Here is a 12,246-nt window from a genome sequence, read left to right as displayed (position 1 = left end):
GATACTATTAGCCGGTTTGCTGTTTCAATGAATGAAAACAACCCTCCCCATGGATTGGGCCAGTTGTATGGGTATAAACACATGAACAAAATGGACTCACGCACGTGATAGCACTTTTATTTGATATTATTGGCATGACAGGCACATTCTTAGTGGTTGGTGCTTTCTTTTTATTGCAACTGAATAAAGCATCGCCAACCGGCCTTGTGTATAACATGATGAACTTAACCGGTGCAATTCTGTTACTGATTAGTCTTTGTTATAACTTTAACCTTGCTAGTTTTGTTATCGAAATTTTCTGGATAGCGGCGTCACTTATTGGTTTATATAAGTACATCAAAGCAAAGCGCACTGCTAATGTTGAAACAGCATAATTAAGTTTGGTGCACCAATACAGATTTTCTTAAAACCCATTTACAGTTGAAAATGGGTTTTTTTGCATCTACTTCCGAGAACTCTTCAACTAAAGCTATAAAAACATTGCAAGCTTGCCAATCTTTTGTATTAATAGTGTAAACAATGTGTTGCTATTGCAGCATAGACTATTAGTACAGGTATGTCGCAACGTGAAGTTTTTAAGATGTTCAGCACTTTTTTCAATTGCAGTTGCCTCAACCATTCCATTGGTTGCAAACGCGACTGAAGAGCAAGACTTATTCTCTTTAAGTTTTGAAGACTTGCTTGACGTTCAAGTTGATATTGCTAGCAAAACCAACGAAACCTTGTCCTCTGTTCCCTCAACCATGAGTGTATTTAGTCGTAAACAAATTCAAGCACTTGGTGTTGATAACGCCTATGAAGTAATGAACTTTGTGCCTGGTATGCAATCAACCCGAGGTGATTGGGTCGGTGCAGTGCCTAAAGATCATGCTCGGGGTGTTTATCTAGATAGTGGCAATGTACTGGTGATGATCAATGGTGAACGAGTCAATGAATCATCATTCGGTAAAGCCTCTGTTTACATGCCTTATATTCCCATTGAAGTCATCGAAAAAATTGAGTTTATTCGCGGCCCTGGCTCGGCGCTGTATGGCAGTAATGCGTTTTTAGGGGTCATGAATATTGTTACCTCTAAAGAGCGAAATACTATGCAACTTGTGGTTGGTAATAATGGTCGCTATGGCGCAACAGGGCAGTTTAATAGCTCTTTTAGTGATGACGCCGCACTCTTTGCGAGTTTTTCTTATGATCAAAAAGACGGCGAAAGCTATCCGCAAGGAGTAAAAGATCCTCTTGAAGCGATATATCTAGAAGCGGGTGTTGATTATAAAAAGCTTAAATTACGTGCTCGTTACAACGAAACATCCCTTGATGAGTTTTTAAACCTTGCTGGCTATTCAACGCAGAACCAACATAGCAGTGATAACACCTTTGTTGGCATTAAATATAACTGGGTTAACAACGATAAGCTAAAGCTAGATTCTAGTTACTCATACACAAAGCATAATATCTCTAGCGCTGGTCTAATCGCTGCATTTGACGATATACCTGACTTTTTCCTCGGTCCAGCATGGCAAACAACCGATAGTAAATTTGAAACGGAATTGAGTTATCAATTTGATAATCAATGGCAGCTTGCCGCAGGTGTTGAATATGCAGAGGCTAAGCAAGTAAAAGCAGGGGTACGTACCAATTACTATGATGATGAGTCTATGTTAGTCATTATTGACCCCGCTTATTATCAGCAAGGTATCGTGACTGTGATGGACTTTCCTGAATTTGCGCCACTTAAATATACTTTCGAAACATATAGTGCGTATGGCCAGTTAAAAATACCTTATTCAGAGGCACTTACTTTATTTATAGGGGCACGCTATGACGATGTGAAAGACATCGACAGTAAACTTTCGCCTCGTCTTGCGGGTGTTTATGTTATAAACCCAGAGCATACCGTTAAAGTGCAATATGGCGAATCGTTTAGAACCCCGGTTACTAATGAGCTTTTTTCAAATGATGATGTCACCGTAGGTAACCCATCACTTCGCTCTGAATCAGTAAAAACCACTGAGCTTGTTTGGCATTATCAAACTTCAGAGTTACAAGCTAATGCCGTATTTTTTTATAATGAACTCAATGACTTTATAAACATTGAGCCAACGCAATCTAATGATGCCTTATTTACTTTTGCAAACTCATTTAATACTCAAAACAGTGGTATCGAGCTTGATGGCACTTGGCAATCAAGTAAAGAGTTCTCTGTAACGGGCACTTACACGCAATACTTTGAAGATCCAATTAATGCGAGCTTTAAGCGTTTCGCAAGCTTAGTTAGCAGCTACAACTTATCTGACAGCTGGCAAGTAAGTTTAAACTTATTATGGCGTGATAAAGTTGAGGTAAGTTCAGTAACTGGTGCTCACTTCAAACAGTCTGCCTATAGCTTATTAGGTGGCAGTTTAAAATGGCAAGTAAACGCAAAGAGCCAGTTAACGTTAAAAGCAGAAAATCTGTTAGGCAAGAAATATATCGTGTTTGACCCACGTATGGACAATGGCGCTGTCGCTGGTACAACAGAAGAATTATCGTTACACTACCAGTTTAATTTCTAGTTGTGCTGCTCACAAAGGTTTGAATGTCGTCATTAAGTAAAAAGTTAGTTATTGCAGGTGCAATGCTTTTATTGTTGCTTGTGTTAGTTTTTTACGTTGGGCGAGCCCATGATTATCAGCAGGCAGAGCAACAAAGCCGTGTTCAAGCGACTCAGTTAAGTCATTACTTCTCCAGTGAATTAGCCCGATTTAAAACAATTCCTACCTTAGTGAGTGCTAATGATTTAGTTAAATCCTTTGTGATTAAGCAAGGTATAGGCGAACAAGCCGTTAATTATTATTTAGAAGATATTCAACGTGCCAGTGGTGCATCAGATGTCTATGTAATGGATTTATCAGGTTCGGTCGTGGCAAGTAGTAACTGGCAAGTTGATTACACCTTTTTGGGAAGTAATTTTGCTTTTCGGCCTTATTTTTATTTAGCAAAGCAAGGTGGGAAAGTTGCCTATTTTGCTTTAGGCATGCGCTCAAGTGAGCGCGGTATTTATTTCTCAGAGCCGGTTATAGATAAAGGGAAAGTCATTGCCGTTGTAACATTAAAGGTTAATGCTAAAAAGTTTGAGCAAGACCGCCAACTACTTAATGCATCAGATAGCACCCATTTTTATATCACTTTAGAAGACAGTGTAATTGTGATGTCAGATGTTGCTGACTGGCGTTTAAAATCTCTTAAGCCCCTCAATGATGCACAAATGGCTGCTTTAATTAAGTCACGCCGATACTTGTCTCATAAACCGAGCTTACTTGCCCATAATCACAAGCCTTTAAGTAAACAAACCGCGCAGCAAAACATTCAGCTTGATGGCAAACAAGCGCGCTTTATTAGTGCCACCGAAACAATAGACATTATAAACGCTAAAGCCAGTGTGTTGGTGGATGTGACAAATGTGGAGCTTGCACAAATTCCAAGGCTTCTTTGGTTTAGTGTGTTTTATGCCATTGCTGTGGTGCTTATTCATATGGCAATGGTACGATTTGCTGGTTATAAAAAACTACTTTTTTCAAGGCATAGTCTTGAGCAAGAAGTGATTGAACGAACCCAAGCGCTCGAAAAAGCTCAAAAAGCACTGATCCAAACAGCTAAATTGGCCACGATAGGCCAATTAAGTGCAGGCATTAACCATGAAATAAACCAACCTTTGAGTGCCATGAATACCTACTTAGTAAGTGCGAAAAGGTTACTTATGAAAGGCAATATTGAACAAGCTGGCGAAAATTTAGTGCTAGTACAGTCGTTAATAGAGCGTGTTCATAAAATTGTTGCTCAGTTAAAGCATTTTAGTAAACCGGCGCAAACTCAACTAAGGCAACAAAGCTTAGCGAGTATGTTAAAAAATGCCCTAATGATCGCCAGCGCCCAGCTAAAACAAGACGATATCGTGGTAAAAGCAGCTGATATTGATTCACAGATAACAGTCTGGGTCGACAGTGTTAAGTTTGAACAGGTATTAGTGAATGTTATTACCAATGCGAGCCAAGCGATGAGTGAATCTGAAAAGCGTGAATTGAGTTTTGAACTTGAACTATTTGACGACCGAGTGAAGCTATCGATTCTTGATACGGGTCCAGGCATTGATCAACATGCATTAGGTAATATTTTTGAGCCTTTTTATAGTACTAAAACCAGTAATGGTTTAGGGCTTGGTTTATCTATTTCACGACAAATTATAGACTCATTTAATGGTCGACTATCGGCTCACAACCGTCCTGAAGGCGGGGCACAATTTATAATAACCTTACAAACTAATAAGGAACAATCATGAGTGTAGTTGCAACTACCTGTAATCAGGTAATTGTTATTGATGACGAAGCGGTGATCCGCGATTCATTAAAGCAACTGCTTGAAATTGAGGGTTATCAAGTTCAGTGTTTTAGCGAACCTACAGCTGCACTTTCAAAACTGGGTCGTCGTTTTGAGGGAATTGTGCTTAGCGACATAAATATGCCAAAAATGGATGGTTTGGAGTTTTTAGAGCAAGTAAAAGCGTTTGATAGTGAACTGCCGGTTATATTTCTTACCGGTTTTGCTGATGTATCTGTTGCGGTTAAAGCTATGCAGTTAGGGGCTTATGATTTATTTGAAAAGCCGCTTACTGAGCAATTGTTAGATTGTATTGCGCGTGCTTCAGAAAAACGGGCTTTAGTGATGGAAAACCGCGCCTTGAAAATTGCGGTAGAAAAAACTTCTGCGCCCGGTGTGCGTATTTTAGGTGAAACAGAGCAAATGCAACAAATGATGCATTTACTTAATGCGGTAATTGATACTCCCGCCGATGTGCTTATAGAAGGTGAAACAGGTACAGGTAAAGAGTTAGTCGCTCGTTACTTGCACGATCAAAGTAACAGATCAGCGGCTAATTTCGTAGCGATAAACTGTGGTGCAATTCCTGAGCAATTAATTGAAAGTGAGTTATTTGGGGCGGCAAGTGGGGCTTACACCGGTGCAACGCAATCTCGCCAAGGTAAATTTGAATTTGCTAAAGGAGGTACCGTTTTTTTAGATGAAATAGAGTCAACTCCTGCAAGTTTACAAGTCAAGTTACTTAGGGTGCTTGAAGAGAGAAAAGTCACGCCTGTAGGCGACAACCACGCCATTGATTTAGATGTACGCATTGTTGCTGCTACAAAAGTTGATTTGATGACCTTGGTAGAAGCAGGTGAGTTTAGAGCCGATCTTTATTATCGATTAAACTTAGTTAAAGTGAGTATTCCTGCATTACGCGATAGAAAAGCCGATATCCCATTACTTTTTAAACACTTTAGCTCAATTGCTGCAACACGCTTTCATAAGCCACCTGCACCACTTAGTAGTGAAGCAAAACAGCGCCTACTTGCTTATGATTGGCCAGGTAATGTGCGAGAACTTAGAAATCAGGCCGAACGTGCAGTATTGCTAGGCTCTGATTTAGCATTTGCTTCATACAACGACGCAAACAATGAAAACGAACTTGCTCAGGACCTAAGCCTAGCTGAGAAAATCAGCTTTTATGAGCAATCACTGATTGAAGAAGCGTTAGAGCGTAACAACGGTAGCATTAAAGATACTATGGTCACTTTGCAAATTGCTCGTAAAACCCTTTACGACAAGATGACTAAATACGGTATTAATCGGGAAATGTTTAAAGACTAACCAGTACATCTACAGTTAATTAAAGATAATGGGTGGAACAGGTGACAACACAATCTTAAAAATGTGTGGAGATCCACCCATAAAACTCAGTCTCCACTAAGCCAATGAAGTTAAGGTTTTGTTATTTATAGTTTTTTTATAAATTAACTAAGTTGGCAACCTACTTGCCTTAACAGTTAGGAACAACAATTTGAACCTAATAAGGGGCGCATAATGACAACAATATTCACTCATAACAAAACACGCGTAGCAGCGGCTGTGATTTTAGCGAGCACAGCGGGCTCAGCAATGGCAGCAGATTACGCTGTATATGGTAAAGCAGAAGTTCAAATAGCAAACACAGATACTGGCGTTATGCGCTATGCAGATGAAGGCACTCAAATTGAAGCACCTTTTTCTCGTATTGGTATTAAAGGTAGTCATAAACTAACTGAATCGCTAAAAGCGGTATTCAAATACGAAGTGCAAGTAAAAGGCTTCGAGCATGACGATACCAGTGAACCATTTTCTGCTCGTAATACCTACTTAGGTCTAGCAGGTGATTTTGGTGAAGTCGTTGTGGGTCGTAACGATACTCGTTTTAAATACTCAGAAGGTAAAGTTGACGGTTTTAACGAAACGCAAGCTGACATTGCCCAGTTGATCCCTGGTCAAGACCGTATTGGTGATACAATTACCTATAGCTCAAAAACCTATGGTGGCGCATCGCTTGCGCTAACTTATGCACCAAAAGATGACAGTAGCAACGATGAAGATGGTTTTGCTGCAACCGTTATTTATGGTGACCGTGCATTAAAATCAAAAGACTACTATTTAGCTATCAGCCATGTTGATGCACTTAACAAGTTGACTGCAAGCCGTGTGGTTGCAGCATGGAAACATGAAAACCTACAACTTGCGGGCTTATTCCAACGCAGTGAATCAACAGATGGCAGTAAAGAAGGTAATGGCTATGCACTCAGTGCAAGCTATGCTATCGATAAATGGGTACCTAAGCTTCAGTACGTTAAAGATGACTCAAAAATTCGCCATGCTGAAGAAGGTAAACAATGGACAGCAGGTGTTGATTATGTTTTTGATAAACAAACCACAGCCTACTTATTCTATACTGATTTAGATTTAGAACTTGAATCTGACAACAGCATTGCAATTGGCCTTAAATACAAGTTCTAAGGAGTAGGTATGTCATTAGTAAATCAAACAAAAGATGGCTCTCAGCCACGTCCATTAATGAGCACAGTCATGTTACTGCTTGGCCCATTAGTAATGCTATTAACTTGCTTAATTGATCCACCAGCGGGAATGAGTGTGTCTGCACTTCGCACTGCGGGCCTTGCTTTTTGGATGGCTTCTTGGTGGGTAAGCGAAGTTGTGCCAATTCCTGCTACTTCATTATTGCCACTGGTTATATCACCTCTTGCTGGCATTGCTGCAATCAAAGGGGTCGCGTCGCCTTATGCACATCCTTTAATCTTTTTATTCTTGGGCGGTTTTTTAATCTCAATTGCGATGGAGCGTTGGGGTTTACATAGACGTATTGCGCTTAATACTATGCTTCGAGCAGGGACTAAGCCAAGCCTACAAATTTTAGCCATGATGTTAGTAACGGCATTTTTATCAATGTGGATGTCAAATACAGCTACCGCTGTGATGATGTTACCGATTGCTATGTCGATAACCATGTTGGTCAAGCAATCTAACCCTGATAATGACCAGTTTGGTAAATCAATGTTACTGTCGATTGCTTATGGTGCGAGTATCGGTGGTATTGCAACGTTAATTGGTACGCCGCCAAATGCGTTAATGGCTGCGTATTTATCAGATAGCTACAAAATCGAAATAGGTTTTGCACAGTGGATGAAAGTAGGTGTACCACTTGCAACAGTTATGCTGATTTTATGCTGGGTTTGGTTAACTAAGTTTGCTTACAAAGTAGATACACAATGTGCAAAAGCAGCAAGTAAAGATACGAAATCGTTATTCTTATCGCAGTTACAAGAGCTTGGTAAAATGCAGCGCGCTGAAAAAGGCGTAGCAGCAGTCTTTGTCTTAGCAGCTGTTTGTTGGATCTTTAGACCAGTACTTGCCGATCTGTCGGGTTTAAAAATCTCTGACACTGGTATTGCGATTGCTGCGGCACTATTGTTATTTGTCTTACCTGCAAACAAAGGTGATGGTGAGCGTATTCTTGACTGGGAAAGCGCTGCTAAGGTGCCATGGGGTGTGTTATTACTATTCGGTGGTGGTTTAACACTTGCTGCGCAAATTAAATCATCAGGTCTAGCTGAATACATTGCGCACATGATAGAGGGTGCAAGTGCTATACCTTTGGTACTAAGTGTTCTAGCAGTTGCTACTTTAATTACGTTCTTAACTGAGATCACGAGTAATACAGCAACAGCCGCAGGCTTCCTTCCACTTTTAGGCCCGGTTGCTGAATCTGTATTTGGTACACCTCTTGTGTGGGTCATTCCTGCGGCAATCGCGTGTAGTTGTGCGTTTATGATGCCAGTTGCAACACCGCCAAATGCGATTGTATTTGGCTCAGGACAAATTCAAATGCGCGATATGATCCGATCTGGTTTTGCACTAAACATTATTGCTATTGCGATGATCACTTTAGTAACTATGACCATTGCAGCAGTTGTGTTTGGCTTTTAGATAAGTTTAAAAGTTTTCAACCTAATCCAACCATCAACAGCGCTCACTATGAGCGCTGTTTTTACATTTATAAAGTTGCTCAGATAATTATAGCTGGTTATAGTGGCTAAAATCGTTTATCAAGAGATGACCTTTTGACTGATATATACGCACAATTACACAGCAAATTTTTAAAACTTAATGACGCCTTTTTGGCTGAGCCTTATTTAGCGCTTGATAAGCGTATTAAGCTTTTAAAAACCATCAAAACTCGCCTCATTGAAAATGAACAGGCCTTAGTTGCAGCAACCAGTAAAGACTTTGGTTATCGTACTGAGTTTGATACGGTGTTAGGCGATCTGCTGCCAACTGTGAAATCGATTAGTGATACAATAAAACGTTTACCTAAATGGGCCCGTAACGAATCGCGCAGCGTCGGTATTAGTTTGTGGCCTTCATCAGCGCATATTCATTACCAACCTAAGGGTGTAGTAGGCGTTATCGCACCTTGGAACTACCCAATTCAATTGGCTTTAGTGCCAGTTATAAGCGCAATAGCGGCTGGTAACAGAGTGATGTTAAAGCTAAGCGAATTTACGCCGCATACCAATAATGTTATCAAACAGCTGATGGCAGATACAGTTGAAGAACACTGCATCATTGTTGAAGGTGAAGCCGATACCGCAGCATGCTTTTGTGACCTACCGTTTGCCCACTTACTTTTTACAGGCTCGACATCAGTAGGGCGCAAAGTAATGCAAGCTGCCAGTAAAAACCTAACCCCTGTGACTCTTGAGTTAGGCGGCAAGTCACCGGTAGTGATTTTAGAAGATGTGAATATTAAAGAAGCTGCAAAAACACTATTATTTGGTAAATTAAACAACGCGGGGCAAATATGTGTCGCGCCAGATTATGTGTTTGTGCCTAAAAAGCTTGAACATCAGTTAGTCTTACAGTTGAGTGAGCTTTATAAGAAGTATTATAAACAAGGTGTTGAAGGTAAAAACCTAACTTCAATCGTCTCTGATGCGCAGTACCAACGTTTAAGCGCAACACTGCTTGATGCAAAAGACAAAGGTGCACAAGTGTTTGAGCCTATTGAAGGGCACCAAGTTGATGAACTTAAACATCGCATGGGGTTACATATTTTAACGCAAGTTAATGATGATATGCGTGTAATGCAAGATGAGATCTTTGGCCCTTTACTACCTATTAAAAGTTATGAATCAGAGCAACAAGTGATTGACACCATCAATGGTGACTCCTCACCACTTGCATTATATATATTGGGCCATGACAAAGAGAAAATTAGTAAGCTAAGTTCATCAATCAGAAGCGGTACATTAGCGATTAACGATGTACTTATGCAGGTTACAGCAGATCAGTTACCGTTTGGTGGCATTGGTGAATCAGGAATGGGGCACTATCATGGTGTTGAGGGATTTAAAACCTTTAGCCACGCAAGAAATACCCTAGTATCAGGAAAGTTTAATCCACGCACAAGCCTATTGTTAAAACAAAATAAGCTATTAATTAAACTGTTAAAATGGATGTACTTGCGCCGTTAAGCGCAAGTATATTATACCAATCCGCAATAATACTTAATCATTCTGAGGGATTAAACCTGTCGCTATCTGCGTTAAAAATTTCTGATTTAGAACAACTAAATAACGAAATTTTTGCCTTGCTATCAACGAGGTTTCCTTGCCTCAAAATAGATCACTTAATTAAGCGAATTGGTATTACTTGTTTACAAACGTCCGTCAGGGGCGTAAAGGCCTGCCTGTATTTTTGCATAAATTGCGTCTGCTTTTTCTTTAGCAGCTTCAATTTCTGCAGGCATCATATTGCGCTCATCTAGTTTACGACTATGACTTGCATTCATATTGCCATTGTACTCAGCAATTGTATTCCAAATGTATGATTTCTCAAGGTTCTTGGGTACTCCTAAACCTTCGTAGTACATCAAGGCCATATTAAACTGAGCAAGAGTAAAGTTATTCGCTGCAGCTTTTTGGTACCAGCTAAGCGCGGTGCGATAATCTTGAATAACACCTTCGCCATTAGCGTACATAACGCCTAAATTATATTGAGCTGCAGGGTGATTCTTTTTTGATGCCATTTCAAAAAGTGAAATCGCTTTTTCTTTATCAAGTTTAACACCTTTACCTTCTTGATAAAGCACACCCAATGCAAACATTGAATCAGCATGTACTTTCTTTACAGCCTTTTCATACAACTCTGCCGCTTTTCGATAGTCTCGTTGCACACCAAAACCACCTTCGTACATTTTAGCAAGTTCATAGATTGCAGGGGCATAACCTCTATCAGCAAGGTAATTAAATTCATGAAGTGCTTCTTCAAAACGACCTTCATTAGCCGCTAATTGGGCATCTTCAAGACTGGCATTTGCAAAAGGTGAGAGGATTAACGTACTAGCGAACAGTAGTGATTTAAAATTAGGCTTGATCATAGTCTGCCTCCAAATGTGTTATGTATCAATAATAGGCAATCAGCTATTGATAAAATGCATTGCCAAACAGTCACTGAGCAAAACATCTCTTATAGTTTAGACCCAACAGCTGTAAATGCCTAATTTATAGACAGCGGCAAGCGTTGTAATTAACAAGTAGGCTTAAGATACAGATTTTACAGAAAAATTAAAGAAATAAAAAAAGCCCATGATGGGCTTTTTAGTGTCATATCTACCGTCACCGATATGAGCAATGTAGCAAGTAAAGTGTAACGTTTTATGTCGCTGCTTGGGTCGAAGAAGCCGCAAACAATCAAGTGTTAAATCTTGAACAAATCCAGAAAAACACCATCAAAGCCTTATAGACATTGATATTGTTGTGAGATTAATAACCTACCTGAACTTGTTGATAACGATTATTACTTAGATTAACGTGGGCGTCAACACTTAAATGATAATTAATTTCATTTAGAGGATCTTGCTGATTATTTATTCTCAGTGTTAACTTAATAAGGTACTAATTAAAATTAGATTAATAAATTGAGTATGATGAAAAAAATAGCAAAGTGTTTAATCACATTGAGTTTACTTTTGGCAGTTGCTGGTTGTTCTCCTAGCTTCACTTATAACAATTTAGGTTGGCTGTCAGGATTTTGGATTGATGATTATGTTGACTTAAACAATGAGCAAGCTGAAAAGTTTGAACATATAGTTAAAACCAGCCGTGATTGGCATCGAGAGACTCAACTACCTCTTTATAAACATGACTTAGAAAGTTTAAAACTAATGTTAGAAACTGACGTTAATCACGCTCAATTAAAACAGCATTTCAGCCAAGCAAAGCAACATTGGCAAACACTAGTTGATAAGCTAGAACCAGAATTGATCGATTTAGCAAACGCATTGAGTTATGAACAACGAGTTGAATTTGTAGCGGCACTGCAAGATAAAATCAATGAAGAATATTTAGAGCATCAAGAAAAATCTGCTGAGCAGCACAAACAAGAACGTCTAGATGAAAATCTTGAGAACTATAAAGAGTGGTTTGGCACAAAGTTATCAGCTGAACAAAAAGCACTGATCGAATCGGCATCTAACACTCGCATTAGTACATTTTTACTTTGGATGCAGTACAAACAAAAGCGCTTAGATGCTTTAAAATCCTTGTTTATACAAAAAACTAAGCCTGCGGATTTTGATCAACAGTTAGCGGTGATCATTAATAATCGTTTGGCTTTTATGAGTGATGAATTAATCAAAGCTGACGATAAAAATCTAGATGACTACGTAACCTTACTGCTTGCCTTAAAACCAACTCTTACAGACAAACAGCGTCGAAATGTTCGTGAAGAGCTTGATGATCTAATCGATGATGTTACAGATTTAATGAATGACTAAATAATCACGCCTCGCTTATAGTCGTAATTTTTACAAATAACTTTCTAGCTTGCGGT

The 12,246-nt window shown here is 39.4% G+C and carries 9 protein-coding genes; 8 read left to right on the top strand and 1 reads right to left on the bottom strand.

The window, feature by feature from the left end; translation table 11 throughout:
* The first annotated feature begins 104 nt into the window (after positions 1 to 104).
* From J3455_RS01040 to J3455_RS01010, 7 genes are all read left to right on the top strand, one after another.
* A complete protein-coding gene (locus J3455_RS01040) occupies positions 105 to 374 on the top strand; it encodes a CBU_0592 family membrane protein (RefSeq protein ID WP_054563978.1) in 270 nt (89 codons plus the stop codon).
* Between the two features lie 192 nt (positions 375 to 566).
* On the top strand, positions 567 to 2,549 hold the full coding sequence (locus tag J3455_RS01035) for a TonB-dependent receptor plug domain-containing protein (protein WP_349560795.1): 1,983 nt from the start codon (positions 567 to 569) through the stop codon (positions 2,547 to 2,549).
* A gap of 23 nt (positions 2,550 to 2,572) precedes the next feature.
* Positions 2,573 to 4,312 (top strand): sensor histidine kinase, encoded by a 1,740-nt coding sequence (locus J3455_RS01030; protein WP_349560793.1) that lies wholly within the window; start codon positions 2,573 to 2,575, stop codon positions 4,310 to 4,312.
* Positions 4,309 to 5,679, top strand: a complete 1,371-nt coding sequence (locus J3455_RS01025) for a sigma-54-dependent transcriptional regulator (protein WP_130052473.1) — start codon at positions 4,309 to 4,311, stop codon at positions 5,677 to 5,679. Before J3455_RS01030 ends, J3455_RS01025 begins: the two co-directional genes overlap by 4 nt.
* Positions 5,680 to 5,892: 213 nt before the next feature.
* On the top strand, positions 5,893 to 6,852 hold the full coding sequence (locus tag J3455_RS01020) for a porin (protein WP_349560792.1): 960 nt from the start codon (positions 5,893 to 5,895) through the stop codon (positions 6,850 to 6,852).
* Positions 6,853 to 6,909: 57 nt separating this feature from the next.
* On the top strand, positions 6,910 to 8,340 hold the full coding sequence (locus tag J3455_RS01015; RefSeq protein WP_256854163.1) for an SLC13 family permease: 1,431 nt from the start codon (positions 6,910 to 6,912) through the stop codon (positions 8,338 to 8,340).
* 134 nt (positions 8,341 to 8,474) lie between these two features.
* Positions 8,475 to 9,887: a coniferyl aldehyde dehydrogenase gene (locus J3455_RS01010; RefSeq protein ID WP_349560790.1), complete on the top strand. Its 1,413-nt coding sequence runs from the start codon at positions 8,475 to 8,477 to the stop codon at positions 9,885 to 9,887.
* Between the two features lie 182 nt (positions 9,888 to 10,069).
* On the opposite strand, the gene J3455_RS01005 is transcribed toward J3455_RS01010, so the two are convergent.
* Positions 10,070 to 10,792, bottom strand: coding sequence for a tetratricopeptide repeat protein (locus tag J3455_RS01005; protein ID WP_130052469.1), 723 nt, complete (start codon positions 10,790 to 10,792; stop codon positions 10,070 to 10,072).
* A gap of 546 nt (positions 10,793 to 11,338) precedes the next feature.
* Between J3455_RS01005 and J3455_RS01000 the strand changes: the two genes are divergently transcribed.
* Entirely contained in the window at positions 11,339 to 12,190 is an 852-nt protein-coding gene (locus tag J3455_RS01000; RefSeq protein ID WP_349560789.1) for a DUF6279 family lipoprotein, read from the top strand.
* Positions 12,191 to 12,246 lie beyond the last annotated feature (56 nt).

The sequence above is a fragment of the Pseudoalteromonas sp. NFXS39 genome (assembly GCF_040148775.1).
Lineage (GTDB): Bacteria > Pseudomonadota > Gammaproteobacteria > Enterobacterales > Alteromonadaceae > Pseudoalteromonas > Pseudoalteromonas apostichopi.
The sequence above is the reverse complement of the archived record's forward strand: the minus strand, read 5'-3'. Positions and strand labels throughout refer to the sequence as shown.